Origin of the sequence: Iodobacter arcticus, assembly GCF_042664895.1 — a bacterium.
GTDB lineage: Bacteria > Pseudomonadota > Gammaproteobacteria > Burkholderiales > Chitinibacteraceae > Iodobacter > Iodobacter arcticus.
Window position 1 is genome coordinate 124,267 of sequence record NZ_JBHTBQ010000014.1, and the last position, 25,845, is coordinate 150,111.

The window sequence follows — 25,845 nt, forward strand, 5'->3', positions numbered from 1 at the left end:
TATGATTTTTGCGCTTTGTTTTTTGTGGCTTATCGGCGGTAGACCATTGGCAATATGAGAGCGTATTACCTAGTAAATAATGTGCTGAGCCAAGGAGGCTTTACCCTGTTGATGCGTAAAATGCGTTGGGTACGATTCAAAAAGCAAGGCTCATGATTGCTTTGGGGGCTTGTAGATTGAAGACTTCGCCCCAATGTGCAATCCGTTGATGAATTCGTGGGGCGCGGCCTCCTGTGCAGGATTAAAAAGATGGCTAAAAAAGATTTATACGACACGCTGGGCGTGAACCGCGATGCGGGTGATGACGAAATTAAAAAAGCGTATCGCAAACTGGCGATGAAATATCATCCGGACCGTAATCCGGATAGTAAAGACGCGGAAGAAAAGTTTAAGGAAGGCAAAGAAGCTTACGAGGTCTTATCCGACGCACAAAAACGTGCTGCTTATGATCAGTACGGCCATGCCGGCCTTGATCAGCAATCAGGGATGGGCGGTGGTGGTGGCGCAGGCTTTGGTGACGCCTTTTCTGATATTTTTGGCGATATCTTTGGCGCGGCAGGTGGCGGTGGTCGTGGTGGGCGTTCTAACGTCTACCGTGGTGCTGATCTGCGTTACAACTTAGAGATTAGCCTAGAAGAAGCGGCACGCGGTGTAGAGCGCCAGATCAAGATTCCATCGCATGAAGAATGCGGCAGCTGCCACGGCAGCGGGGCTAAGGCGGGTACGCAAGCTAAAACTTGTCATACCTGCGGCGGCCATGGTCAGGTCCGCGTTTCGCAAGGCTTCTTTAGCCTGCAACAAACTTGCCCAACTTGCCACGGTAGCGGCAAATATATTCCTGATCCATGTCGCCCTTGTAACGGCACTGGCCGCGTAAATACACATAAAACGCTAGCGGTGAAGATTCCTTCAGGTGTGGATGAAGGCGATCGTATCCGTTTAAGCGGCGAAGGTGAAGCCGGGGTTAATGGCGGCCCATCGGGTGATCTGTATGTTGTGATCCATGTGAAAGCGCATTCGGTATTTCAGCGTGATGGCAATGATCTGCATTGCGAAATGCCGATCAGCTTTACCATTGCGGCCTTGGGCGGCGAGATTGAAATTCCGACACTGGATGGCAAAGCTCGGATTACTATTCCGGCAGAAACGCAAAGCGGCCAGCAATTTCGCTTGCGTAGCAAAGGGATTAAAGGCGTTCGTAGTGCGATCACCGGTGATTTGATGTGCCATGTGATTTTGGAAACGCCAGTGAAACTGACTGCGCGTCAGAAAGAGCTGCTGAAAGAGTTTGAAGAAATCAGCCAGGGCGATTCAGACAAGCACAATCCACGTGCTAAATCGTTTATGGATAAAGTAAAAGACTTCTTTGCTTCTTAAAATGTTGTAAGGTTGTGTAGGGCGAGTGAAACCCGCCAGACTTTGGCATGAAATGCTAAGGAAGCGGCGGGTTTCACCTGCCCTACGATTTTTCAAAAAAAGCGCAGACAATGTCTGCGCTTTTTTTATATGAGGCGTTATTTAATCAAACGAATCGCAAATGGCAGTCGGTAAGTTTCACCCTTGCTGGCGCTGACGGCCCCAAGAAGACAAAACACCAGATTAGTAACAGCTAGGGCAAAAGCGGCGACAAAGCCAATCAGAATCAACATAAGAATGCCTGCTATTGCATAGCCCACCATCAGGGTGATGGCCCAGTTGAGTGCTTCTTTAGCGTGATCTTGCACAAAGGGGTCTTCTTTTTTGATGAGATAAACGACCAGTGCGGGGACAAAGCTAAAGAAAATACTGCCAATCCACATCAGAATAGCGATGGTATTGGAATCTGAATTATTGGTGTTATTGCTGGTTTTTGCAGGAAACTGGCTTTCATCCATCTTGGTTCTCGGCAGGAAGGTCGAATCTCGATTATGCCTGTGCAAATAGCAAATTGGGCTTCTGCTTGATGGCAAAGAGACTAATTAACCATCGTTATGATTAAGTCTTTTAGCGCTTAGCTAATAATGGCCCAAAATTGACCAATAATACCCCTGCGGCAATCAGCAGCGCGCCCAAAATCCGCAAGCCGCCAATCTCACGCACCGGCAAGCCCAAAATACCAAAGCGATCGAACAAGAGTGAGGCAATAATTTGGCCGCTGATAATTAAGGACACCATCGCCGCCACGCCGATTTTAGGGGCTAGCAAGGTGGTGCCAAATACAAACAGCGCACCCATTAAGCCACCGGTCAGCATCCACCAAGATGCATTTCCCAGATTAGCTAGCCCCGCCCATTTCTGCCCGCTCAGTAAGGCAATCAAAGCTAAGGTCAGTGTGCCAATAGAAAAAGACAATAAAGCCGCCAGCAGCGTGCTACCGCCAATAACCGCTTTGAGCTGGTTATTAACGGCAGCTTGCAGTGGCACGATCAGGCCAATGATGAGGGCGAGTAAAAAGTAAGGGAGTTGCATGGGGTTTGTGTGGGATGAATAAGGCAGGCGAGACTAGCATGTTTTTTTGGGCGAGGGCGTGGAGAGTAGGGCGCACTCGAAGCGAACATGAGGGGCGCACTTGAAGAGAACAGTAGGGCGCACTCGAAGCGAAGCGCAGTGCGCCACCCGCCGTCCCATGCTCCAACTATTCCCCTCACCAACAATCTCGGCGTACTGCGCTTTTCAGGGCGAATAAACACTCTCCCTGAAAAGCTTCGAGTACGCCCTACAATGCAGCTTCGAGTACGCCCTACGCTTCAAGTACGCGATGCTTTAAGCCTTGTGATAAACCTCAGCACCCTTCTTAATAAACTCGATCGATTTGGTTTGCATGCCGATCTGATTGGCGTCTGCTTCTGCAATCCCTTGTTTGGCCGCAAACTCACGCACATCTTGGGTGATTTTCATCGAGCAGAAATGCGGGCCGCACATCGAGCAAAAATGCGCCACTTTGCCGCTGTCTTTAGGCATGGTTTCGTCGTGATAAGAGCGGGCGCGGTCTGGATCGAGGCCCAGATTAAACTGGTCTTCCCAGCGGAATTCAAAGCGGGCTTTAGACAGCGCGTTGTCGCGAATCTGTGCGCCGGGGTGGCCTTTGGCAAGATCCGCAGCATGTGCCGCCAGCTTGTAAGTGATGATGCCTTCTTTCACATCGTCTTTATTCGGCAGGCCCAAATGCTCTTTCGGCGTGACATAGCAAAGCATGGCGCAGCCGTACCAGCCAATTTGCGCCGCACCAATGGCGGAGGTGATGTGATCGTAGCCGGGGGCGATATCGGTGGTCAGCGGCCCAAGGGTGTAGAACGGCGCTTCATGGCACCAATCTAGTTCCAGATCCATATTTTCTTTGATCAGTTGCATAGGCACATGGCCAGGGCCTTCGATCATGACTTGCACATCGTGCTGCCAAGCAATTTGCGTGAGTTCGCCGAGTGTTTTTAGCTCGCCTAGCTGCGCTTCATCGTTGGCATCCCAAATCGAGCCAGGACGCAGGCCATCACCTAAGCTAAAAGCTACGTCATACTTTTTCATGATTTCGCAGATGTCTGCAAAATGGGTGTAAAGGAAGCTTTCTTGATGATGGGCCAAACACCATTTCGCCATAATCGAGCCACCACGGCTGACAATGCCGGTCATGCGGCCAGCGGTCATCGGCACGTAGCGCAGCAATACGCCTGCATGGATGGTGAAGTAATCCACGCCTTGCTCGGCTTGCTCAATCAGCGTGTCTTTGAATATTTCCCACGTTAAATCTTCGGCTTTGCCATTTACTTTTTCGAGCGCCTGATAGATAGGGACGGTGCCGATTGGCACGGGGCTGTTGCGTAAAATCCACTCGCGGGTTTCATGGATATTCTTGCCGGTAGACAGATCCATGATGGTGTCCGCACCCCAGCGAATACCCCAAGTCATTTTTTCTACTTCTTCACTAATACTGGAGCTGACGGCAGAGTTACCAATATTGCCGTTAATCTTGACCAAGAAATTACGGCCAATAATCATCGGCTCGGATTCTGGGTGGTTAATATTGTTGGGGATAATGGCACGGCCACAGGCGATTTCGCTGCGGACAAATTCTGGGGTGATTTCATCCGGCATCACCGCGCCGTAATTTTGCCCCTTATGCTGACGATTCATCATCGCCAGCATTTTTTCGCCGGTTGGGCTGCTGTCTCGTAGGCTTTGCAAATAAGCCGCACGATTCATGTTTTCACGAATCGCCACGTATTCCATTTCTGGCGTGATGATGCCTTTACGGGCGTAATGCATTTGGCTGACGTTTACGCCATCTTTGGCAATGCGGGGCTGGCGTTTTAACTCGAAGCGTAATTCATCGAGCTTGGGATCGCTTTCACGCATGCGGCCATATTCGCTGCTGAGCTGGCTCAGTAATTCGGTATCGCCTCGATCGAGAATCCAAGGCGCGCGAACTGCTTCTAAGCCTTTACGCACATCAATTTTTGCATCGGGATCGGAGTAAGGGCCGGAGCAGTCATAAACAAAGATAGGCGGGTTTTTTTCGGTCGCGCCGCTGATACTCATTTGTAGCGGAGTATCGGCTTGGCTGATTTCACGCATCGGCACTTGGATATCAGCCCGAGAGCCTTGTACATAAATTTTGCGTGAATTAGGGAGAGGCTGGATGGCTGCGTCGTCGACGACGGCGGTGGATGCTAAAAATTGGGCTTTTGCGTTCATGCTCTACTCCACAAAGGCGCGGGTGAGCTAAACGAAATATCTAGCTCGCTTCCCTACGCCGGTATTAACCGAATCAGGTTCAGAGGGTATATCTCATCCGCACCCAAATTTGGCGCAGAACCCCTAGCGATAAAGCAGAGAAGGTATATAAAAAATCAGTAAACAGCAAATTTAAGATGGAAGGGGCTGATTTGCATCAAGCTTAATTATGGTTACGGGGAGTGGAGAGTTAGGGGAAGGGGGGTGAAAGCCAATCCTATCAACATAAGCGAAATGTTTTTCGTAGGGCGGGTGCAACCCGCGAGCAATGCTGAAAAGTACGCGGGTTGCACCCGCCCTACGATGATTCAATGCTTGTCATTACGTGGTAGCCATGGCTTATTTAAGTTGACAGGATTTGGGTGAAACCCGCCGTTTTATTTATCAGTCTTTGGCCTTATCGCTCGCGATCTCAGGCTCTATAGCCACACCGGGCTTGGTCTGTGGGATAATTGCGAAAATTTTCAAACGCTGGGTTTGATCCCAGCTCGCTTTGAGGTGATATAAATGGATTGGGAAAACGCACGTTACTTATTGGTTGAGCAACAAATCCGCCCTTGGGATGTGCTGGATCAAAAGGTGCTCAACCGTGTATTGGCGGTAAAGCGCGAAGAATTTGTACCCGCAGATAAAAAAGAGCTGGCTTTTGTGGATATCGAGTTGCCGCTGGCAAATGGCGCACAAATGCTGGCCCCCAAGATGGAAGCCAAGCTGCTGCAGGATATCGATCCGCAAGTCAGCGATAAAGTCTTGGTGGTGGGCGCGGGGACTGGTTATTTGATGGCGCTGACAGCAGGCTTGGTGGAGCATGTTTATGGCGTGGAAATTGATGCGGCTTTGGTTGATACCGCACGCGCCAATTTGGCAGCTGCAGGGATTAAAAACGCTACAGTATCGCAAGGTGACGCGCTTGCTGCGGCTCAGGAGCAAGGCCCGTTTAATGCCATTATCGTGACCGGTTCTTTAGCCGAGGTTCCAGCCAGCCTGAAAGATCAACTGGCTGTAGGCGGGCGTTTAATTGCCGTAGTGGGCGAGTTGCCGATTATGTCTGCAACGCTATTCACCTGTGTGGCCAAGGGCAGCTTTAGGATCACTAAGTTGTTTGAATACAATTTGCCACGCTTGAAAAACGCAAAAGAAAAAACGGCTTTTGCCTTTTAAAGAAATGCCAAAAACGCTGTAAACACATAGCCCATCATTCTTTTGTGATACAGGATTGATGGTGCTTTTTGATTTGTGAGTCGATGTGTTTACAGCTTTTATCGTTTTGTGATGCAGCTATCAGGGCTTTTGAATGCAACAAATTAATCCTCTCGAATTATCCCAATGGCTTAGTGATGCAGAGCGTGCCAACCCTTTGTTATTAGATGTGCGTGAAGTGGGCGAGTATGAGATTTGCCATATTGCAAATAGCCAGCTTATTCCTATGAATACCATTGCGAGCTGCTTTGCTGAATTGGATGAAGATGCAACGATTGTGGTGATTTGTCACCATGGCATGCGTAGCTATCAAGTGGCTTCATTTTTAGAGCGCCAGGGCTTTGCCAATGTCATTAATTTAAATGGCGGGATTGCGCGCTGGGCCGAGGAAGTGGATTTGGCGATGGCCAAGTATTGATGTAATTACTTGTTATTGCGTGTGGCTTCATTAAATTGTAACTGTAATGTGGCTGCTTGAAGTGGCATGGTTTTAATTCGCCATCACTTCCATATGACAGTCTGAGTTGTTATAGTCTCCCCGCTTGTTTGTCCGCGCCCCTTGCCATTCATAAGATATGACTAACCTATGAAATTATCCAGAAGCTCCGCTGTTATTTCACTTTCGCTGCTTTTAGCTGGCCCTGCATGGTCTGCTACATGTTTATCTGGTGCCGGTGATTGCCAAACGATGCCGGATGATCCATCGGCATTGATGATGAACCAAGGGCCTTTGCCGCTGCAGAATAATACGCTGGGCTATCCCCAGCAGGGTATGCAAAATCAGGGGCAGCAGAGCCAGTCTAATCAGCAACAGAAGAGCCTTAGCCAGCAGCTGCAAACGCCAATGGCACCCATTTCTTGTGATGAAGTAAGCGGCAAGTCTGTTCTGGATCGCAATAACCGATATAAAACGCCTGCTGCGCCGCTGAATGATTTTCAGAAATATCTCTGCAGTAGTGCAAATCTGCCATTGCCCGTGTTTGGTCAGCAAATATTTCAGATGCAGCAAGCAGCTTATTCACCTTTTGAAGCTGCGCCGGTTTCTGCTGATTACTTGATTGGTGTGGGGGATAATTTCTCGGTTCGCCTTTGGGGCCAGCTGGATGCCGATTTACAGCTCAAAGTAGATCGCTCTGGTGCGGTATTTATTCCTCGCGTGGGGAATGTCAGCGTAGTGGGTATTCCTTTTGGCGCGCTCAAGCAGCATTTAAGCCGTGAAGTAGGCAAGGTGTACCGCAACTTTGATCTGGCAGTCACCATGGGCCAGCTTAAAAGCGTACAAGTTTTTGTGGTGGGTTTTGCACAAAATCCGGGCAGTTATAGTCTTGGATCGCTTTCTACCGTGGTGAATGCCTTGTTTGCTGCGGGCGGCCCATCGGCCAATGGCTCTTTGCGTAAAATTCAGGTGAAGCGCGCTGGCAAAGTAGTTAATGAATTCGACTTATACGATTTGCTGCTTAAAGGTGATAAGAGCCATGATCTGATGTTGCAAGGCGGTGATGTGGTGTATGTGCCGCCAGTGGGCGGGCAAGCGGCGATTTCAGGGAGTGTAAAAGTTCCCGCTATTTATGAAGTGAAGCCGGGCGAGAATTTGCAAGATCTGATTACTTGGGCGGGCGGCACAGGTAATTTTGCGCAAGATGGTAAGGTATCGATTGAGCGGGTAGTCGCGCAAAAGTCGCGAAAAGTAGAATCGGTAGAGCTAGCCAAGGCCGCTGGTTTTGTTGTGCGTGGTGGCGATGTGGTGCAGCTTTATGGCCTAAGCCAGAAAATTGACGATATGGTGTCTTTGCGCGGCAATGTGGCGCAGTCGGTGCGTATGCCTTGGTTTGAGGGCATGAAGGTGAGCGATTTAATTAGCAGTAAAGATATGCTGATCGCGCCGCGTTTTTGGGAAAATAAATACCAAGACAAAACAGCCAGCAGCAAAGATATTCAGGAAGAAGAAGATCAGCAAGAGCTGCTTAAACAGCAGCAGGGCTCGTTGAATCCCCCTGCTCCAAAGCTACAGCGCAAAGTCGATCGCACGCTCTTAGGTGCTTTGCGCGGTAATCAGCAAGAAATCAATTGGAATTACGCTGCGATTGAGCGCACCAATGAGCTAGATAGCACAACAACCCTCGTGCCATTTAATTTAGGCGCGGTGATCTTAAAGCGCGATGCATCGCAAGATAAGATTTTGGCTAAGGGCGATGTGATTCATGTTTTCTCTAAGACGGATATCCGTGTTTCTACCCAGCAAAAAACTCGCTTTGTTCATATCGAAGGTGAGGTGGGCACGCCGGGTATTTATCAGGTGAGTGAAGGCGAAACGCTGGCGACCTTGATTGATCGTATCGGCGGCTTAACTTCTAGTGCTTATCTTTACGGCGCAGAGTTCTCGCGTGATGAAGTGCGTAAGAAGCAACAGGACGAGCTGGAGCGTTTGGCCGATTATGTGGAGCGCAATGCGCAAACATCGGCAGGGCAGTTGGCGCAAAACTCTTTAAATGAAGGCGGCGTAAAGGCTGCAACGATTCAGGCTGATCAACAAAAACTGCTTGCCCAGAAAATTCGTACCACTAAAGCGGATGGCCGCGTGGTGCTGGGTTTAAGCCCGGAAAGCAGCAAGCTGGCAGATATTCCTGAAGTAGCCCTAGAAGACGGCGATCGGGTCTTTATCCCTTCGCGCTCTGCAACTGTGGCGGTGATGGGCTCGGTATTTAGCCGTAATAACGCGTTTATTTATAGTAAGAATCGTAGCGTTGGCGATTATCTGGCGCTAGCAGGTGGCCCGACCGAAAGTGCTGATGCAGATAGTGTATTTGTGGTGCGTGCCGATGGTTCGGTAGTCAGCGCCCAGCAATTTGGATTGTTGACTCGCTCATTTAAAGGTACACCTTCCCTACCGGGTGATGTGATTGTGGTGCCAGAGAAGTTTGATCGTACTGGTTTTGTGAAAAACGCGCTGGATTGGACGCAAATTCTGGCTAACTTTGGTACTGGCTTGGCGGGTATTAAAGTATTGGGTAATTAATTAAAAAAGCTCATAAGGCAGATTGCTTTATGGGCTTTTAACTTTGATTAAATAAACACGACCTTAACAATTAGAAGCCCATGGAAAACAAAGCAATTACCCAGGAAAATGATCAGGATGATGAAATCAGCCTGATTGATTTATTAATTGTATTGGCAAAGCATAAAAAATTGATTTTTGGTTTGCCTATTGTGTTTGGTATTTTGGCTTTAGTGTATGGCTTAGTTGCAACGCCCATTTTTGAAGCTAAAACAACGATCTTGCCACCGCAGCAACAGCAATCTTCTGCATCGGCAATGTTGGCTCAATTGGGGGGGCTGGCGGGTGGTGCAGGGGCCGCTCTGGGCGTGAAAAGCCCGAACGATATTTATATCGCCATGATGCAAAGCCGCCGTTTAGAAGAAAAACTGGTCGAGCGCTTTAAACTGCAAACGGTATATGGGACTAAAACGGCGGGTGAGACTTTGTTTGCCCTTGAGGGCAGCAGCAAGATTGCTACCGGTAAAGATGGCTTGATTTCGATTGAAGTTGCCGATAAAGACCCTAAGCTGGCGGCCGCAATTGCCAACGCTTATGTAGAAGAACTGCGTAATTTAAGTAAAGTATTGGCTGTGACTGAAGCAGCACAGCGCCGTCAGTTTTTTGAAGGGCAGATTGTAACGGCTAAAAAAGAGCTAGCCGACGCGGAGGTTGCCTTAAGGCAGTTGCAGGAAAAAACCGGCGTGATGCAGCTGAATGAGCAAGGTAAGGTGGCGATTGAAGCATTAGCGACTTTACGTGCCAAAGTCTCAGCCAAGCAGGTGCAATTGAATGCCATGCGTAACTTTGCCACTGAAAACAACCCAGAATTACAAAGAGCAAAGGCAGAGCTGGATAGCCTGCAAACCCAGCTGGCAGATATGAGCAAGGGTGGCGAAGAAAATGGAGATGCACTAGTCGCCAAGAGCAAAGCGCCAGGAATTGGCTTGGATTACATTCGCAAAATGCGTGATGTGAAATACCAAGAAACCTTGTTTGAACTGATGTCTAAACAGTATGAAATCGCTAAATTAGATGAAGCTAAAGATGGTGCAAATATTCAAGTATTGGATAGCGCTATTGCCCCGGAAAGAAAAGCCAAGCCTAAGCGCGCCATTTTGATTTTATTGGCGCTCTTTGCTGGTTTCTTCCTAGCCATCTTGGCGAGCTTTATCTTAGAAGCAGTGAATAAAATGGGTACAAATCCAGAGCAAAAGCAGCGTTTGGATTTATTAAAGAACACATGGAAGGGCGTAGCATGATTTTAGTCACGGGTGGTGCAGGTTTTATTGGCGGTAATTTTGTATTGGATTGGCTGGCGCAATCAGACGAGCCTGTCATCAATGTAGATAAGCTAACTTACGCCGGTAATCTGGATACGCTGGCCTCCTTAAACGACGATGTGCGGCATATTTTTGTGCGTGCAGATATTGGCGATAAAGCAGTGATTGCTGAGCTGCTGGCCAAATATCAGCCCCGTGCCGTGCTTAACTTTGCCGCCGAATCGCATGTGGATCGATCAATTAGCGGGCCTGGTGAGTTTATTCAGACCAATGTAGTGGGCACATTTAATTTGCTAGAAGCCGTGCGTGGCTATTGGACTGATTTAGCTGCGGAGAATAAAGCGGCATTTCGCTTTTTGCATGTGTCCACCGATGAAGTCTATGGCTCTTTAGCCGCGGATGATCCTGCTTTTACTGAAACCAAAACTTATGAGCCAAATAGCCCATATTCCGCATCTAAAGCCGCATCAGATCATTTGGTTCGCGCTTGGCACCATACCTATGGCTTGCCGGTATTGACCACTAATTGCTCAAATAATTACGGCCCCTATCATTTCCCAGAAAAACTGATCCCGCTGGTGATTTTGAATGCCCTCGCTGGTAAAGCCTTGCCTATTTATGGCGATGGACAGCAGATTCGCGACTGGCTGTATGTAAAAGACCATTGCAGCGCCATTCGCCGCGTGTTGGAAGCGGGTGTGGTGGGTGAAACTTACAATGTAGGTGGTTGGAATGAAAAGCCGAATTTAGATGTAGTCCACACTATCTGCCAGATCCTTGACGAGCGTCAGCCACGTGGCGATGGCAAGGCTTACGCTGAACAAATCACTTATGTAGCCGATCGCCCTGGCCACGATAAGCGCTATGCCATTGATGCAAGTAAGCTAGAGCGAGAGCTGGGCTGGAAACCTGCGGAAACCTTTGAAACAGGTATTGCTAAAACGGTAGATTGGTATTTGACGCATCAGGACTGGGTGCAGAATGTAAGTAGTGGCAATTATCAAGACTGGATTGATCAGCAATACGGGGCTTAAAAAATGGCTGAGGTGACGCCGATTTTAGATAAGAAACTGATTGATGCCGTGGTTGGCATTATTTTGCGCCATTTGAACCCAAGTAGAGTCTGGCTGTTTGGCTCGCGTGTGGATGGTGAAGCAAAAGTGGCCAGTGATTATGATTTTGCTTTTGATGATGTGAATGCCAGCTCTGAGAGTATGGCCTTCATCCGTGCAGAAGTGGATTTGTTGCCGACCTTAATCAAAATTGACGTCGCTAATATTGCCTTTGCTGAGCCGCGTTTTTCTCAAAGAGTGAAAGAGACTGGTCGCGTTTTATTCAGTGCGAGCAAGCAATTGCGTGCAGAAGACGGCTTATTGTATTTCTCCAGAGCATTGCGACGTTTACGCTTGGTGCAAGAAGAAGCGATTGCCTTACGTCAAGAAGGTTTTGGCGACGTGGTATTGGATATTAATGTGCAGCGTTTCGAGTTTACTTTTGAAATGTCTTGGAAAGCATTAAAGCGCTATTTAGATTTTGTGGGAATTGATAGCAAAAATCCCCGCGCTATTTTTAAAGATGCTTTTGCTCAAGGCTTACTTCAGGATGAAGCTCTTTGGCTCGACATGATAGAAATGCGCAATTTATCCAGCCATGTTTATGATGAGCGAGAGGTATCTGCTTTATTAGGCAAAGTAGAGGCTTATATCGGTGCATTTAATCAATTAGAAGCTAGCTTGCAAGCTGCTTTAGCCCGTGAAAAGTAGATCCCAGTGAAGAGTAGATCAAAATGAAGCAAGCTATTCGTATTCTATTGACCGGCAAAAACGGCCAGCTAGGCTTTGAGTTGCAGCGCAGCCTTGCCGTGCTGGGCACTGTGATTGCGGTTGATCGAGAAGACTGTGATTTAAGTGATCCAGAAGCGATACGAGCACTGGTCGCCAGAATACAGCCGCATGTGATTGTTAACCCTGCTGCGCATACTGCGGTGGATAAGGCGGAAAGCGAGCCAGAGCTTGCTCGCGCCATTAATGCCATCGCCCCGCAAGTATTTGCAGAGGAAGCCGCTAAGATTGGCGCTTTGCTGGTGCATTACTCCACCGATTATGTGTTTGATGGCACAAAAGACGGCTGGTATAGCGAGACCGACACGCCGAACCCGCAGTCCGTATATGGCAAGACCAAGCTAGCCGGTGAGTTGGCGATTGCCGCCGCCCATCCACGGCATCTGATATTTAGAACCAGCTGGGTATTCGGCGCGCACGGCGGCAACTTTCTGAAAACCATCTTGCGCTTGGCGGGTGAGCGGGAGGAGCTAAAAATCATCGCCGACCAACACGGCGCGCCGACTGCGGCTAGCTTATTAGCAGATGTGACCGCCCATGCAATTCGCCAAGTTTTGCAGATTGAATCAGCGACTAATTGCCAGCTCCCAGATTTATACGGCACATATCACTTGGTAGCCGCTGGCAGTACAACATGGCATGGCTATGCAGAGAGCGTGGTTGAGCGAGCAAAAGCGGCTGGCGTTTCGATTAAAGCAGCACAAATTCTACCTATTCCAACCAGCGCTTACCCCTTGCCCGCGCCAAGGCCTGCTAATTCACAGCTAAGCACAGAAAAGCTACAAGCCACATTCGGCCTTTGCCTGCCAGATTGGCAAGACGGCGTGACGCAAGTGATGACCTTGCTGAGCAAAAAATAATGCCACTGCAGCGCTTGCGTGATTGCCTCGCGCTTAGCCCGAAGATTGCTTTTGCTGTATTGGTAGGTAGCCGTGCTAAAGGGCTAGAGCATGCACAAAGTGATTGGGATGTGGCTATTGCGTTGCTACCGGGGATTGATCCGCTTGAGCGCTATGAGCTACTCAGTGATTTGCAGTTAGAGATTTCAAAGCAAATGCAGATCCACCTTGATGAGCTTGATTTGATCGATATTGCTCAGGCTGGCCTTGCGATGCGAGAGCAAATTGCTAATGAGGGAGTGTAATTAAAAGGTGACAATACCTTGTTATGGAGTCAGTTTTTAGTGCGAACATGGCGAGAGTTAGAAATGTTTAGCTGGGAGCAGGCGCATGAAGCTTGAGACTTACCAAGCAGAAACAGCGGCCCATGCAGCAAGGCAAGGGCTGATTTTGTTAGAGGCTAAAGCGAAGTTAAAAGAGCGTGGTGAGCTAAGTCCTTTAGAGTTCTCAGGTACAGCTCATGCACTGCAGGTGCTCACAGAAAACGCAATTGGCAAGGCAAAACATTGGCTAAAAGCCTGCAATATGGCGGTGCCAGTCAGCGCCTACGATGCATTCGCTATGCTATGCCAACTAGAGCAGGTTACAAGTTCGGAATTGCAAGCATGGCAGCGAGCCATCGGCCTGCGAAATAGAATTGTGCATGACTATTTGAATTTGGATGCGCGAGTGATTTATCGCTTGATTGATAGTAGTGCTTATCAATTTATGCTGGATTTCTTAAATGCACCTTTCAAGAATAAACCGTAGGGCGGGTGAAACCCGCCAGATAACCGTAAACGAGAAAAACATGACAACTTCTAATACAAGCACATCAACTCGCAAAGGCATTATCCTTGCCGGTGGTAGCGGCACACGCCTCTACCCAGCTACGCTGGCTGTTAGCAAGCAGCTGTTGCCTATTTACGATAAGCCGATGATTTACTACCCGCTCTGCACCTTGTTGCTGGCGGGCATCAAAGAGATATTGATTATCTCTACCCCGCAAGACACCCCGCGCTTTGAGCAATTACTCGGCGATGGTAGCCAGTGGGGTATTCAGCTGCAATACGCCGTGCAAGCCAGCCCAGACGGCCTTGCCCAAGCCTTTATTATTGGCGAAGAATTTATTGGCAAGGACAATTGCGCTTTGGTGTTGGGTGACAACATCTACTACGGCCACGATTTTGCTGGATTATTACAAGACGCATCGGCCAAAACCAGCGGTGCCAGCGTATTTGCCTACCGCGTTACCGACCCAGAGCGCTATGGTGTGGTGGAGTTTGATGAGCAAGGCAAAGCCGTTAGCCTAGAAGAAAAACCAGTACAGCCCAAATCAAACTACGCCGTAACGGGTCTTTATTTCTACGACAACCGCGTAATAGAAATTGCCAAGGCCATTAAGCCATCACCTCGTGGTGAGCTAGAAATTACCGACGTGAACGCTGCCTACTTAGCCATGGGCGAGCTAGACGTACAAACCATGGGTAGAGGCTACGCTTGGTTAGATACCGGCACTCACGAATCCTTGCTAGAAGCCAGCCAGTTCATCCAAACCATCGAATCGCGCCAAGGCTTAAAAGTATGCTGCCCTGAAGAAATAGCCTACCGCGCTGGCTGGATAGATGCAGCACAAATAGAAAAACTGGCTCAGCCCTTAAAGAAAAATGCCTACGGCCAGTACTTATTGAACATGCTAAAAGACAAAACATTCTGATGATTTTTTGCGGTGAGCGTGGTTTACTAGCGGCCGCGATTACGTAGTACCACATTGATATAGAAAATTATTCTTGATTAGGGGAATAGCAAGGTGGATTTAAATCCACCTTGCTTAAAAAATGCAATATGAAAATCATTGATACTGCAATTAGCGATGTAAAAATTATCGAGCCACAAGTCTTTGGAGACGAGCGCGGTTTTTTTTATGAGAGCTTTAACCACGCCAAATTTGAAGCCGCTATTGGCCGTAAAGTCGAGTTTGTACAAGACAACCACTCTCGCTCAGTAAAAGGCGTATTGCGTGGTTTGCACTATCAATTATCTCCATACCCCCAGGGTAAATTAGTGCGCTGCACCTTGGGCGAAGTTTTTGATGTGGCCGTAGATATCCGCAAATCTTCCCCGACTTTTGGCAAATGGGTGGGCGTAACGCTAAGCGCAGAAAACAAACGCCAGCTATGGATACCCGAAGGCTTTGCGCATGGCTTTGTAGTGGTGTCGGATGTGGCAGAGTTTTTATATAAAACGACCGATTATTGGTTTCCGGAATTTGAGCGCTCAATTCTCTGGAATGATCCAGAGCTAAATATTGATTGGCCCTGTACAGATAATGTCCAATTATCTGCCAAAGATAAATTAGGCAAGGTTTTAGCTGAAGCAGAATATTTTAATAATCATAGTGTGGTGATGGAATGAAAGCAGTTATTTTAGCGGGTGGTTTGGGGACTCGAATTAGCGAAGAAACATCAACACGCCCAAAGCCAATGGTTGAAATTGGTGGTAAGCCCATTCTGTGGCATATCATGAAAATGTATTCGCACTATGGGATTAATGATTTTGTGATTTGCTGTGGTTACAAAGGCTATGTGATTAAAGAGTATTTTGCTAATTACTTTTTACATACATCAGATGTTACGTTTGATATGAGTAACAATACGATGGAAGTGCATCATCGCTATGCCGAGCCATGGAAAGTGACTTTAGTAGATACCGGTGAAAGTACCTTAACGGGCGGTCGCTTAGCACGAGTAAAAGAATATGTAAAAGATGAAGAAGCATTTTGCTTTACCTATGGCGATGGTGTGAGCAATGTAGATATTGCTCAACTGATTGCATTTCATAAAGAGCAAGGCGTTGATGCAACCTTAACCGCAACTTACCCGCCTGGCCGATTTGGTGCTTTGGATATTAAATCCAACAAGGTATTAAATTTTAAAGAAAAGCCGAAAGGCGATGGCGGCATGATTAATGGTGGCTTTTTTGTACTGTCTCCTAAAGTGATTGATTTAATTAGTGGAGATCAATGTACTTGGGAGCGTGAGCCATTAGAAATACTGGCTGAGCAAGGCCAATTGGCAGCATTCCCTCATGATGGCTTCTGGCAACCTATGGATACCTTAAGAGATAAGGTTTACTTAGAAGAATTATGGGAATCCGGTAAAGCACCTTGGAAGGTTTGGTAAAGACCATATGATGAATAAAGCATTTTGGCAGGGAAAAAAGGTCTTTTTAACTGGGCATACTGGTTTTAAAGGGAGCTGGCTTTCTTTATGGCTGCAGCAAATGGGGGCGATTGTGACTGGCTTTGCCCTGGCCCCTGCAACCTCGCCTAGCCTATTTGAAGAGGCTAATGTTGCCGCAGGAATGAAATCAATTATCGGTGATATTCGAGATTTCTCTGCCGTGCAAGCGGCACTGAATGAATCAGGCGCTGAGATTGTGATTCATATGGCAGCCCAGCCCTTGGTGAGATATTCCTACGCTAATCCAATTGAAACCTACGCCACCAATGTGATGGGGACGGTACATTTGCTGGAAGCGATTCGTCAGGCTGAGGGTGTTAAAGCGGTGGTGAATGTAACCAGCGATAAATGCTATGAAAATCAAGAGTGGCCTTGGGGGTATCGTGAAAACGAACCTATGGGCGGACATGATCCTTATAGTAATAGCAAAGGTTGCTCTGAATTAGTAACACGTGCCTATCGTGATTCCTATTTCGGTAGTCATCAACAGGTGGCATTGGCATCCGGCCGAGCTGGCAATGTGATTGGCGGTGGCGATTGGGCAGGAGATCGTTTAATTCCTGATATGATTCGTGCTATTGAAAATAACACTGAAGTTGTGATTCGCAGTCCGAATTCAATTCGCCCTTGGCAGCATGTATTAGAGCCACTTAGTGGTTATTTAACGTTGGCCGAGCAGCTATATACCCAAGGCCAAGCGGTTGTAGGCGGCTGGAATTTTGGCCCGTATGATCATGATGCCAAGCCAGTGGGCTGGATTATCGAGCAGCTAACTGGCATCTGGGGCGACGGTGCGGCTTATCGTATTGATACCTCTGCAGCAACCTTGCACGAAGCACATTATTTAAAACTGGATTGCTCCAAGGCGCATATGCAGTTAAATTGGCAGCCTAGATGGTCTTTAAGCCACGCATTGCTAAAAATATGTGAATGGCACAAGGCGCAATTGCAAGGGGGCGATATGCATCAGATGACCTTGCAACAAATTAAAGAATATGAAAATAGCTCATTTTCTATTTAATAAAAACTAACACAATTAAGTATTAGGAATAAATCGTGGAAAAATCTCAAGAAATTCGTTTGCAAATTTCTAAGCTAGTTGAAGAATTTGCTGCTATTACATTAGCCCCGCGTGAATTTACCGCAGGTACTTCGGTTGTTCCACCATCGGGCAAAGTATTGGATGCGGCTGAGCTTAAAAATATGGTTGAAGCGTCCTTAGATGGTTGGCTTACTACCGGCCGTTTTAATGATGCTTTTGAAAAGCGCCTCAGCGAATATCTGGGCGTTAAATATGTATTAACTACCAACTCTGGTTCCTCTGCAAATTTACTGGCATTTTCTGCACTGACTTCGCATAAATTAGGCGCGCGTGCTATTCAGCCAGGTGATGAAGTTATTGGCGTCGCCGCGGGTTTCCCAACAACAGTGAACCCAATCTTGCAATTTGGCGCTGTACCCGTGTTTGTAGATGTGGATATCCCAACTTACAATATCGACCCCGCTAAAATTGAAGCCGCAATTAGCCCAAAAACAAAAGCCATCATGTTGGCCCATACCTTGGGTAATCCATATAATCTTGAAGTGATTCGTGAGATTTGTACCCGCCATAAATTGTGGTTAATTGAAGATTGTTGTGATGCACTCGGCTCTACCTACAATGGTCAATTGGTAGGTACTTTTGGTGATATCAGCACATTAAGTTTTTACCCTGCACACCATATCACCATGGGTGAAGGCGGCGCGGTGTTTACCAATAATTATGAATTAAAACAAATTATTGAATCATTCCGCGATTGGGGCCGTGATTGCTATTGCGGGCCAGGCCAAGACAATACCTGTAATAAACGCTTTTGCTGGAAATTGGGTAATTTACCAGAAGGTTACGACCATAAATACACCTATTCCCACCTTGGTTACAACCTAAAAATCAGCGATATGCAGGCTGCTTGTGCACTAGCACAAATGGATAAATTAGAAGGCTTTATTGCTGCACGCCAAGCTAATTTTGAATACCTGAAAGAGAAGCTAGAGTCTTGCTCAGAATTTCTTATCTTGCCAGAAGCCACAGAAAATAGCTCGCCATCATGGTTTGGTTTCCCGATTACTATTCGCGAAGATGCCGGTATTAGTCGTGTGGATCTGTTGAATTATTTAGACCAAAACAAAATTGGCACACGTCTATTATTTGCCGGTAACTTAACCCGCCAGCCATACATGATCGGGCGTAATTTCCGCATTAGCGGTGAATTAACCAATACTGATCGTGTCATGCACAATACTTTCTGGATTGGCGTTTACCCAGGACTAACGACAGAAATGCTTGATTTTGTAATTGAAAAGATCGAGACATTTGTAGGTGTGAATTTCTAATATTCATTCGATCACTGTGAAAATATTGCCTTAGTATATTTTATTAGGGCAATTCATTTCTTGTTTAATTCGTAGGTAGAATTGTAAATGGCTGCTATAAAATATAGTGATCTAATTTCACAGTGGTTAGTTGAATTAGGTTATGAAAGTTGCTTTTCTCTTGGTGGTGGAAATATTATGCATTTGGCTGAAAGTGTAAGCCAAAAGATAAAATTAATTCCTGTTGTTAATGAGGTTGCTGCAGGTATTGCGACAGAGTATTACACGGAAACTGGAGCAGGTAAAAAAGCTTTTGCATTAGTGACTGCGGGGCCTGGGCTGACTAATATCATTACTGCAATTGCTGGGGCATATCAGGAGAGCAGAGAGCTGCTTGTAATTGGTGGGCAAGTTAAAACTGCTGATTTGAGTAATGGTTTATTACGTCAGCGTGGGATTCAAGAAATTGACGGTGTACGTTTAGTTGAATCAATAACTAAAAAAAGCATCCGCTTACTTAAACCAGTTACTAAAAATGAATTTTTTAATATTGTAAAAACAGGTTGGACACCAAGAAAGGGCCCTGTTTTTATTGAAATTCCACTTGATGTTCAGGGTGCAATTGTAAATGCGGATGAGCTAAATGTTTTAGATGACAACGAAAACATAAGTGAAACAAAAAATAACATAGATACTGCATGTGGAAAAATTATTTCACTGCTTAAAGATGCTAAACGCCCAATTGTTTTGCTTGGTGGTGGAGTTGATAGGGCAATATCTCAACAGATTGGGCATGCTGGGTTTGTAGGTCTAGCACTTCCTGTGATGACAACTTGGAATGGTGCTGATCGTATTGGCTCTGAGCATCCATACTACTTTGGCCGCCCAAATACTTGGGGACAAAGGTATAGTAATATTTTGATACAGCAAGCAGATTTGATTATTGCATTAGGAACTCGTCTTGGTTTGCAGCAGACAGGGTTTAATTGGCAAGAGTTTGCTGTAAATGGGAAAGTTATTCAGGTCGATTGTGATCAAGCAGAGTTGGATAAAGGGCACCCTAATATTTATCTAGGTATCTGTGATGATGCAAATCAAATTTTACTGAATTTATCTAAGCAGTTTAAAGCGGATATTCCTGAGTGGCTAACATACTGCAATATGGTGAAAAGAGAATTACCAATTGTTGAAAACTGTAATGAAGTTTTTGATGGTTATCTGTCGCCATATACCTTTTTAGATCAGATGTCCCGGCTTTGCACTAATAATGACGTTGTTATTCCGTGTAGTAGTGGCAGTGCATTCACGGCATCATTACAAATATTTCAGCAAAAATTCGGTCAGTACTTAGTTACAAATAAGTCATTAGCTTCCATGGGGTATGGCCTAGGCGGAGCAATTGGTGCTGCATTGGCGAATCCGCAGAAAAGAACTGTGTTGTTTGAGGGGGATGGTGGCTTTTCACAAAATCTACAAGAGTTAGGTACTGCAAAAATTAATCAGTTAAATCTGAAAATATTTATATTTGATGATCAAGGGTATGCCTCTATTCGTATGACTCAGCGTAGCTATTTTGCTGGCCGATATGTTGGATGCGATATTAAAACTGGAGTTGGCCTACCTAATTTTGATAAATTGTTCAGTGTCTACGATATCCCCGTCTTGCGTATTTATCCGGGGTTTGAAAATGACCCAGAATTTTTAGCTGCATTTAATGGTTCGGATTTATACGCGTTTCTTGTAACCATCAATCCTGAACAAACATATTTTCCAAAAATTACAAGTCGTGTATTAGAAAATGGAAGTATGGCGTCAAACCCTCTCCATAAAATGACCCCAGAGTTACCTGATACGATATATCAAAAGGTTACTCAATACTTAACAAAAAATTAGGATCTACTCTATGAGTAATTGGATCGCGCTAGCAAAGAAGAACGTTTTTCTAATTGACCTTGATGGTGTTGTGTATAAGGGTAGCAAGCCAGTTGATGGAGCTATTGAAGCTATACAAAGGTTGCGAGAGGCAGGTAAAAAAATAATTTACCTAACAAATAACTCCGCAAGATCTCCTTTAAGCATTAGAAATAAGCTAGAGGGAATGGGAATTGCATGTGCTGAAAATGAGCTATTAACCTCCGCCGAAGTTGCGTGCCAAGCGGTTAAAAAAGATTCTTTAGATGGTCAAAAAGGCGTCTATGTAGTTGGGAGCAGCGGTTTAAGAGATTTAGTCGTAAATCATGGGCTTAAACTGGCGACGCATGATCAGTGCGGAGCCGTTTTAGTTGGCTTAGATTTAGAATTAAGTTATGAGACCATTAGTAATGCATTGCAAGCTATTACTAATGGTGCATTGTTAATAGCTTGCAATAGTGATGCAAATTATCCTAGTGATAAAGGGGCATTATTACCTGGATGTGGTGCAATGCTTGGGGCAATTGAGGGGGCCGCTGGGATCCGTTGTAATTATTTATTTGGTAAGCCAAATAAATTGATGCTTCAAGTTGCATTAGAGAGGATTGGTGGGGTGTTAAATGAGTGCGTTGTGATTGGTGATACTTTAGAGTCTGACATTCTAATGGCAAATAATGCCAATGCAGAAAGTATCTATATCGACAATGATCAATGGCATCATGATTCAGATATTGTGAGGTCTTTTTCATCAAAAAGCTTGATCGCTGCTGTAAATAGCATGGGTATTTAAATTTAACAAAATGATTCTAGGATAATTAAAATTGACTGTGTCGCTTAATTCACCATTAATTAAAGAAGATTTTGAACGGTTATCACCATTTTTTTTATCCTTAGATGAAATAAAAAATAAAAAAATATTACTGACAGGGGGAACTGGTTTTTTTGGGCGATGGTTATTGGCCCTGCTTCATTATTTAAATCTTAATGGTTTTAATATTTCAGTCACTGTTGTTTCTAGGTCTCCTGAGAAATTTTTAATTAGCGAGCCAAGTTACCGTGATGTTCGCTGGCTTGATTTTATTGAATCTGATGCTCAGTGTTTTGAGGTAAGTCGCAAATATGATTGTATTATTCATGCTGCTACAGATACGTCATTAGCTGTACAAGCCGATGGTTTATCGTTATTTAATAGTATGATTAATGGTGGCCGGAATATCCTAGATATTGCAGTTAAGTCTGGTGCAAAAAAAGTGCTAATGATTGGATCTGGTGCTCAGTATGGGGCTCAACCAGAAGAGCAGCCACTTTTCTTGGAGGATAGTACATCGGCATGCTTGTCAAACAGCCCACTCAGTGCATATGGAGAGGCAAAGCGTTCAATAGAAACAATGGCTGCATTATATGCATCCAAGCATTCATTTGATGTTATTTTTGCGCGTTGTTTTGCTTTTTCTGGCCCAGGGTTAGCTATTGATACTCATTTTGCAATAGGTAACTTTGTTAGAGATGCTTTATTTTCACAAAATATTGTTGTGAAATCGAAAGGTGAAATTTATCGAAGCTATTTGTACGGCGCTGATTTAGCTATTTGGTTGTTAACTCTTTTGCTCAAGGGGAAAAATCAGGAGGCGTATAATGTAGGATCAGATCAAGCTATTCTCATATCCGATTTAGCTGAGTGCGTTAAAAATATATTAGCTCCAGAGAAAGAAGTTATTTTCCTTTCTAATGAAGGGGGGGGGAGTAGGTCAAGATATATTCCTTCTATAAATAAAGCTAGGTCACATAATTTAGACGTTTGGACTAATTTGGATGAAAGTATTCAACGAACGGCCGATTGGAATAAAAGTTATTTCCTACAACGTAGTAAATAAATAGTACATTTTTTAAGTGTAATTAAATTTAGTCAGGCAAAAAATAATGGTAGTAAAAAAGATATTAAAATCTATCGGTATTGATCAAGCTATCGCTTATGTGATTTTGACTCGTGGATGGGGGGTTTTTGCAGGCTTAATTACTCTGTATTTTATATCTCATCATTTGAGTCAGGTAGAACAAGGTTTTTATTATACATTTGCAAGTGTTTTAGCCATGCAAGTATTCTTTGAGTTAGGCTTTTGTAGTGTAATTTCCCAATTTGCAAGCCATGAAATGTCAAAGCTAGTTTGGAAAGAAGGTTTAATTAGTGGTGATGAACAGGCTAAATCTCGTTTGTTTTCGCTCTTTACTTTAGCGGTAAAGTGGTACGGCGTAATTGCTATTTTAATGATAGCTATCATTGCCCCTGCTGGCTATTGGTTTTTTAATTCTTCTTACCCAGATTCAACAGTAAGCTGGTCTTCGCCATGGATCATTTTAGTACTTTGTACGAGCGGTAATTTATTTATTAGTCCTATTATTGCTCTACTTGAAGGGACTGGCTTAGTTGCTGAAATTGCGAAAATGCGGCTTTATCAGTCAGTAATTTCCAGCCTTGCCGCATGGTTAGCCCTCTATATGGGATGGGGATTATTTGCAGCCGCTATTATTGCTCTGGCTACTTTAAGTAGTAACTCTGCTTGGCTTATTTTAAATAAAAGAAAATTTTTATATAGTATTTTTACTGGAAAGAAAAGTGAAGTAGCTATTAATTGGAGGGAAGAAATTCTTCCTATGCAATGGCGCATTGCTATCAGCTGGTTAAGTGGTTTTTTTATATTTCAACTTTTTACACCTTTAGTATTTAAATACCATAGTCCAGAAGCGGCAGGGCAGGTTGGTATGAGCTTTACAATTGCTAATGTGCTTAGTTCATTGGCTATGGCATGGATTACCACCAAAACACCATTGTTTGGTCAACTAATTGCTAGCGGAAAATTTGATCAGCTGGATCTATTATTTAAAAAAATATTTTGGCAATCATGGGGAGTTTTGTTTATATTGATTGTTACATTTATTTCTGTATTGTTACTTATTAATTATTTAAACATCCCTTTTGCAGGTCGATTATTAAAACCTCAGGAATTTTCTCTGATTTTATTTGCCATATTAGCTAATCACATTGTTTTTGCGCAAGCAACGTATGTTAGAGCTCATAAGTGCGAACCATATTTGCAGCATGCAATTGTGCTGGCTATTTTTATTGGTGTTTCATGCTATTTATCTGGCCGATATTCTAGTGTCTATAATTTGTTGCTGGCTTATTCATGTGTTTGTATTTTTGTTGGCGTAGGGTATTCTAATTATATATACTTAAATTTTAAATCGAAACGTAGTTTAAAAGCTTTAAAGGATATGACTACATGAGTGGCCCATTGTTATCCATATGTATACCCACATATAATCGATATAAATATTTAAAAGAGTGTTTGGATAGTATTATTATTCAGGATAATAAGGACGTAGAGATTGTCATCAGTGATAATGCCTCAACTGATAATACTGAGGAGTTGGTTTTAGAGTATTCAAAAGAGTTAAGTATTAAATATCAGCGTTTTGAGTCTAATCAAGGGTTTGATATTAACTGCACTAAAGTGGTTAGCATGGCCACTGGGCAATATTGTATGATACTGGGCAGTGATGATTGTTTATTACAGAACTCAATTGTTAATATAAAAAGTATCCTAGCTAGCTGTAAGCCAGATGTTCTTCATTTTGGTTATCATCAATATGATTTAAGCATGAAAATATTAAGTTCGAATGTGGCTTTATCTGATCGCATTGCTAAAATCGAAAATTTAGACGATGTTGCTGATTATATTAAAACAGTTCCAAATTTAAGCTTAGCTTTTGCATTTATTTCTAGTTTTATTTTTTTACGATCGCATTGGCCGAGCGCTAATCAGTATCAAAAATGGCTTGGTTCTCAATATGTTCATTTGTTTTGTATGCATTCAATAATAAATCAAGGATGCATAATAAAAACGAGTGATCAAGCTTTTGTTGCTGCTAGGGGGGGGAATATTAATGATGCGACAGATCAGCCTGGAAAAATTCTAAGTCTTGATTTGATTACATTTAAAAATATAGTGATGGATGTATATAATAGCAATATAAAGGTGCATAAGTCTTTTTCTTTTGTTTTTAAAAAGTCTTATACTGGAAAAGTATTGCTACATACGTTTTGTTATGGTGGTGATGAAAGAATAATTAGTAGGCAAAAAGAACTTAGTTATTTTGGATATGGTAATTATATATTTTTATTCAAACTTTTGAAGTTACTGAAAATTAAAATGGTGTTAAGAAAAATGATTGAATGTAGAGCAAAATTAAGAGTGAAAGAATAATGAAAAAAATTCTTGTCGTATTTGGCACAAGACCAGAAGCTATTAAAATGGCTCCATTGGTTAAAGGACTTAGTCAACATAGTGAGTTTGAAACGCGTGTATGTGTAACTGCACAGCATCGTCAAATGTTGGATCAGGTGCTTGAGCTATTTAATATAGTTCCTGAGTATGATTTGAATTTGATGCAGCCGGGGCAAGATTTATCTGATATTACTTCAAGAATATTATTGGCATTAAAACCTGTCTTTGAAGATTTCAAACCGGACTTAGTACTAGTACACGGTGATACAACTACTTCAATGGCATGCAGCTTGTCCGCGTTCTATCATCGTATTCCTGTCGGCCATATTGAAGCTGGATTACGCACCGGTGATATATATTCACCTTGGCCAGAAGAGTTAAATCGTAAGATCACTAGCTTAATGGCTTGGATGCATTTTGCTCCTACTGAAATGGCAAAAAATAATCTATTAAAAGAAGGCATTGCTGAGACTAGCATTTGTGTTACGGGCAATACGGTGATTGATGCCTTGTTGGCGACAAGTAAACAAATCGATTTAGATTCAATATTATCTGCAGAATTATCTGAGAAGTTTTCTTTTATTGATAAAAGCAAAAAGCTAATTTTGGTAACTGGGCATCGCAGAGAAAACTTTGGGCAAGGTTTTGAAAATATTTGTGCAGGTTTGAATGTTTTGGCAAGTAGAGAAGATGTCCAAGTTATTTATCCAGTGCATTTAAACCCCAATGTTCAGGAGCCAGTAAATAGATATTTAAGCAATAATAAAAATATTTATTTAATTGACCCACAAGATTATTTGCCATTTGTATATTTAATGAAAAAAAGTTATCTAATACTAACTGATAGTGGTGGCATTCAAGAAGAAGCACCATCATTGGGTAAGCCTGTATTGGTGATGCGAGATACAACAGAACGTCCTGAGGCAGTATTGGCTGGCACGGTTATGCTAACTGGAACAAATACTCAGCGTATTGTTGAGGCTGTAGAGATTTTATTAAACGATGAAGTAGAGTATCAGCGGATGACTGGTGCGCATAATCCATACGGTACTGGAAATGCATGCTCTACTATTGTAGATTCATTAAGCAAGATATTCACTGAGAAATAACT

General features: G+C 44.2%; 24 protein-coding genes and 1 riboswitch. Of the genes, 21 read left to right on the plus strand and 3 right to left on the minus strand.

All coding sequences use genetic code 11. From position 1 onward, the window contains the following. The first annotated feature begins 249 nt into the window (after positions 1-249). A complete protein-coding gene (gene dnaJ / locus ACFQNF_RS08685) occupies positions 250-1,377 on the plus strand; it encodes a molecular chaperone DnaJ (protein WP_380187602.1) in 1,128 nt (375 codons plus the stop codon). A 137-nt stretch (positions 1,378-1,514) separates the two neighbouring features. Here dnaJ and ACFQNF_RS08690 read toward each other — a convergent pair whose 3' ends face one another. The 3 genes from ACFQNF_RS08690 to thiC form a co-directional block, all read right to left on the minus strand. Next, entirely contained in the window at positions 1,515-1,874 is a 360-nt protein-coding gene (locus ACFQNF_RS08690) for a DUF4870 domain-containing protein (RefSeq protein WP_380187603.1), read from the minus strand. 109 nt (positions 1,875-1,983) lie between these two features. After that, positions 1,984-2,448 carry a DMT family transporter gene (locus tag ACFQNF_RS08695; protein ID WP_380187604.1) on the minus strand — a complete coding sequence of 155 codons (465 nt, stop codon included), beginning with the start codon at positions 2,446-2,448 and terminating at the stop codon, positions 1,984-1,986. A 294-nt stretch (positions 2,449-2,742) separates the two neighbouring features. Further along, a complete protein-coding gene (gene thiC / locus ACFQNF_RS08700) occupies positions 2,743-4,668 on the minus strand; it encodes a phosphomethylpyrimidine synthase ThiC (protein ID WP_380187605.1) in 1,926 nt (641 codons plus the stop codon). A 33-nt stretch (positions 4,669-4,701) separates the two neighbouring features. Next, positions 4,702-4,803: riboswitch (TPP riboswitch) on the minus strand. Between the two features lie 411 nt (positions 4,804-5,214). Between thiC and ACFQNF_RS08705 the strand changes: the two genes are divergently transcribed. From ACFQNF_RS08705 to wecB, 20 genes are all read left to right on the plus strand, one after another. Then, on the plus strand, positions 5,215-5,868 hold the full coding sequence (locus tag ACFQNF_RS08705) for a protein-L-isoaspartate O-methyltransferase family protein (RefSeq protein ID WP_380187606.1): 654 nt from the start codon (positions 5,215-5,217) through the stop codon (positions 5,866-5,868). 133 nt (positions 5,869-6,001) lie between these two features. Next, a complete protein-coding gene (locus ACFQNF_RS08710; protein WP_380187607.1) occupies positions 6,002-6,325 on the plus strand; it encodes a rhodanese-like domain-containing protein in 324 nt (107 codons plus the stop codon). A gap of 168 nt (positions 6,326-6,493) precedes the next feature. Then, positions 6,494-8,923: a polysaccharide biosynthesis/export family protein gene (locus tag ACFQNF_RS08715; RefSeq protein WP_380187608.1), complete on the plus strand. Its 2,430-nt coding sequence runs from the start codon at positions 6,494-6,496 to the stop codon at positions 8,921-8,923. A gap of 80 nt (positions 8,924-9,003) precedes the next feature. Further along, the gene (locus tag ACFQNF_RS08720) at positions 9,004-10,203 is read left to right on the plus strand and encodes a GumC family protein (protein ID WP_380187609.1); all 1,200 of its coding nucleotides are present in this window, start codon (positions 9,004-9,006) and stop codon (positions 10,201-10,203) included. After that, a complete protein-coding gene (rfbB, locus tag ACFQNF_RS08725) occupies positions 10,200-11,258 on the plus strand; it encodes a dTDP-glucose 4,6-dehydratase (RefSeq protein WP_380187610.1) in 1,059 nt (352 codons plus the stop codon). Before ACFQNF_RS08720 ends, rfbB begins: the two co-directional genes overlap by 4 nt. Positions 11,259-11,261: 3 nt before the next feature. Then, positions 11,262-11,987 (plus strand): HI0074 family nucleotidyltransferase substrate-binding subunit, encoded by a 726-nt coding sequence (locus ACFQNF_RS08730; RefSeq protein WP_380187611.1) that lies wholly within the window; start codon positions 11,262-11,264, stop codon positions 11,985-11,987. A gap of 23 nt (positions 11,988-12,010) precedes the next feature. After that, positions 12,011-12,925 carry a dTDP-4-dehydrorhamnose reductase gene (gene rfbD, locus ACFQNF_RS08735; RefSeq protein WP_380187612.1) on the plus strand — a complete coding sequence of 305 codons (915 nt, stop codon included), beginning with the start codon at positions 12,011-12,013 and terminating at the stop codon, positions 12,923-12,925. Beyond that, on the plus strand, positions 12,925-13,209 hold the full coding sequence (locus ACFQNF_RS08740; protein ID WP_380187613.1) for a nucleotidyltransferase domain-containing protein: 285 nt from the start codon (positions 12,925-12,927) through the stop codon (positions 13,207-13,209). Before rfbD ends, ACFQNF_RS08740 begins: the two co-directional genes overlap by 1 nt. 85 nt (positions 13,210-13,294) lie before the next feature. Next, complete coding sequence (gene hepT, locus ACFQNF_RS08745; RefSeq protein WP_380187614.1) at positions 13,295-13,714, plus strand: type VII toxin-antitoxin system HepT family RNase toxin; 420 nt, start codon at positions 13,295-13,297, stop codon at positions 13,712-13,714. Between the two features lie 40 nt (positions 13,715-13,754). After that, positions 13,755-14,660: a glucose-1-phosphate thymidylyltransferase RfbA gene (gene rfbA, locus ACFQNF_RS08750; protein WP_380187615.1), complete on the plus strand. Its 906-nt coding sequence runs from the start codon at positions 13,755-13,757 to the stop codon at positions 14,658-14,660. Positions 14,661-14,788: 128 nt separating this feature from the next. Continuing rightward, on the plus strand, positions 14,789-15,358 hold the full coding sequence (gene rfbC, locus ACFQNF_RS08755) for a dTDP-4-dehydrorhamnose 3,5-epimerase (RefSeq protein WP_380187616.1): 570 nt from the start codon (positions 14,789-14,791) through the stop codon (positions 15,356-15,358). Further along, a complete protein-coding gene (gene rfbF / locus ACFQNF_RS08760; RefSeq protein ID WP_380187617.1) occupies positions 15,355-16,125 on the plus strand; it encodes a glucose-1-phosphate cytidylyltransferase in 771 nt (256 codons plus the stop codon). Before rfbC ends, rfbF begins: the two co-directional genes overlap by 4 nt. Before the next feature lie 10 nt (positions 16,126-16,135). Next, positions 16,136-17,206, plus strand: coding sequence for a CDP-glucose 4,6-dehydratase (rfbG, locus tag ACFQNF_RS08765; protein WP_380187618.1), 1,071 nt, complete (start codon positions 16,136-16,138; stop codon positions 17,204-17,206). 35 nt (positions 17,207-17,241) lie between these two features. Beyond that, positions 17,242-18,558 (plus strand): lipopolysaccharide biosynthesis protein RfbH, encoded by a 1,317-nt coding sequence (rfbH, locus tag ACFQNF_RS08770; protein WP_380187619.1) that lies wholly within the window; start codon positions 17,242-17,244, stop codon positions 18,556-18,558. An 87-nt stretch (positions 18,559-18,645) separates the two neighbouring features. Beyond that, positions 18,646-20,430, plus strand: coding sequence for a thiamine pyrophosphate-binding protein (locus ACFQNF_RS08775; RefSeq protein ID WP_380187620.1), 1,785 nt, complete (start codon positions 18,646-18,648; stop codon positions 20,428-20,430). A gap of 10 nt (positions 20,431-20,440) precedes the next feature. After that, on the plus strand, positions 20,441-21,238 hold the full coding sequence (locus ACFQNF_RS08780; protein ID WP_380187621.1) for an HAD-IIA family hydrolase: 798 nt from the start codon (positions 20,441-20,443) through the stop codon (positions 21,236-21,238). A 37-nt stretch (positions 21,239-21,275) separates the two neighbouring features. Continuing rightward, on the plus strand, positions 21,276-22,322 hold the full coding sequence (locus ACFQNF_RS08785; RefSeq protein ID WP_380187838.1) for an NAD-dependent epimerase/dehydratase family protein: 1,047 nt from the start codon (positions 21,276-21,278) through the stop codon (positions 22,320-22,322). A 46-nt stretch (positions 22,323-22,368) separates the two neighbouring features. Next, positions 22,369-23,733 (plus strand): hypothetical protein, encoded by a 1,365-nt coding sequence (locus ACFQNF_RS08790; RefSeq protein WP_380187622.1) that lies wholly within the window; start codon positions 22,369-22,371, stop codon positions 23,731-23,733. Beyond that, positions 23,730-24,713 (plus strand): glycosyltransferase family 2 protein, encoded by a 984-nt coding sequence (locus ACFQNF_RS08795; RefSeq protein ID WP_380187623.1) that lies wholly within the window; start codon positions 23,730-23,732, stop codon positions 24,711-24,713. The genes ACFQNF_RS08790 and ACFQNF_RS08795 overlap by 4 nt, the downstream gene beginning before the upstream one ends. Beyond that, entirely contained in the window at positions 24,713-25,843 is a 1,131-nt protein-coding gene (gene wecB, locus ACFQNF_RS08800) for a non-hydrolyzing UDP-N-acetylglucosamine 2-epimerase (protein WP_380187624.1), read from the plus strand. Before ACFQNF_RS08795 ends, wecB begins: the two co-directional genes overlap by 1 nt. Positions 25,844-25,845: the final 2 nt, after the last annotated feature.

Coding starts and splice junctions, on each gene's coding strand:
- ACFQNF_RS08775 (WP_380187620.1), top strand. CDS start 18,646: ATGGCTGCTATAAAATATAGTGATCTAATTTCACAGTGGTTAGTTGAA.
- ACFQNF_RS08790 (WP_380187622.1), top strand. CDS start 22,369: ATGGTAGTAAAAAAGATATTAAAATCTATCGGTATTGATCAAGCTATC.
- ACFQNF_RS08715 (WP_380187608.1), top strand. CDS start 6,494: ATGAAATTATCCAGAAGCTCCGCTGTTATTTCACTTTCGCTGCTTTTA.
- thiC (WP_380187605.1), bottom strand. CDS start 4,668: ATGAACGCAAAAGCCCAATTTTTAGCATCCACCGCCGTCGTCGACGAC.
- rfbB (WP_380187610.1), top strand. CDS start 10,200: ATGATTTTAGTCACGGGTGGTGCAGGTTTTATTGGCGGTAATTTTGTA.
- ACFQNF_RS08795 (WP_380187623.1), top strand. CDS start 23,730: ATGAGTGGCCCATTGTTATCCATATGTATACCCACATATAATCGATAT.
- ACFQNF_RS08720 (WP_380187609.1), top strand. CDS start 9,004: ATGGAAAACAAAGCAATTACCCAGGAAAATGATCAGGATGATGAAATC.
- rfbA (WP_380187615.1), top strand. CDS start 13,755: ATGACAACTTCTAATACAAGCACATCAACTCGCAAAGGCATTATCCTT.
- ACFQNF_RS08710 (WP_380187607.1), top strand. CDS start 6,002: ATGCAACAAATTAATCCTCTCGAATTATCCCAATGGCTTAGTGATGCA.
- rfbF (WP_380187617.1), top strand. CDS start 15,355: ATGAAAGCAGTTATTTTAGCGGGTGGTTTGGGGACTCGAATTAGCGAA.
- rfbC (WP_380187616.1), top strand. CDS start 14,789: ATGAAAATCATTGATACTGCAATTAGCGATGTAAAAATTATCGAGCCA.
- ACFQNF_RS08690 (WP_380187603.1), bottom strand. CDS start 1,874: ATGGATGAAAGCCAGTTTCCTGCAAAAACCAGCAATAACACCAATAAT.
- ACFQNF_RS08705 (WP_380187606.1), top strand. CDS start 5,215: ATGGATTGGGAAAACGCACGTTACTTATTGGTTGAGCAACAAATCCGC.
- ACFQNF_RS08780 (WP_380187621.1), top strand. CDS start 20,441: ATGAGTAATTGGATCGCGCTAGCAAAGAAGAACGTTTTTCTAATTGAC.
- rfbD (WP_380187612.1), top strand. CDS start 12,011: ATGAAGCAAGCTATTCGTATTCTATTGACCGGCAAAAACGGCCAGCTA.
- ACFQNF_RS08730 (WP_380187611.1), top strand. CDS start 11,262: ATGGCTGAGGTGACGCCGATTTTAGATAAGAAACTGATTGATGCCGTG.
- dnaJ (WP_380187602.1), top strand. CDS start 250: ATGGCTAAAAAAGATTTATACGACACGCTGGGCGTGAACCGCGATGCG.
- hepT (WP_380187614.1), top strand. CDS start 13,295: ATGAAGCTTGAGACTTACCAAGCAGAAACAGCGGCCCATGCAGCAAGG.
- ACFQNF_RS08695 (WP_380187604.1), bottom strand. CDS start 2,448: ATGCAACTCCCTTACTTTTTACTCGCCCTCATCATTGGCCTGATCGTG.
- rfbG (WP_380187618.1), top strand. CDS start 16,136: ATGAATAAAGCATTTTGGCAGGGAAAAAAGGTCTTTTTAACTGGGCAT.
- wecB (WP_380187624.1), top strand. CDS start 24,713: ATGAAAAAAATTCTTGTCGTATTTGGCACAAGACCAGAAGCTATTAAA.
- ACFQNF_RS08740 (WP_380187613.1), top strand. CDS start 12,925: ATGCCACTGCAGCGCTTGCGTGATTGCCTCGCGCTTAGCCCGAAGATT.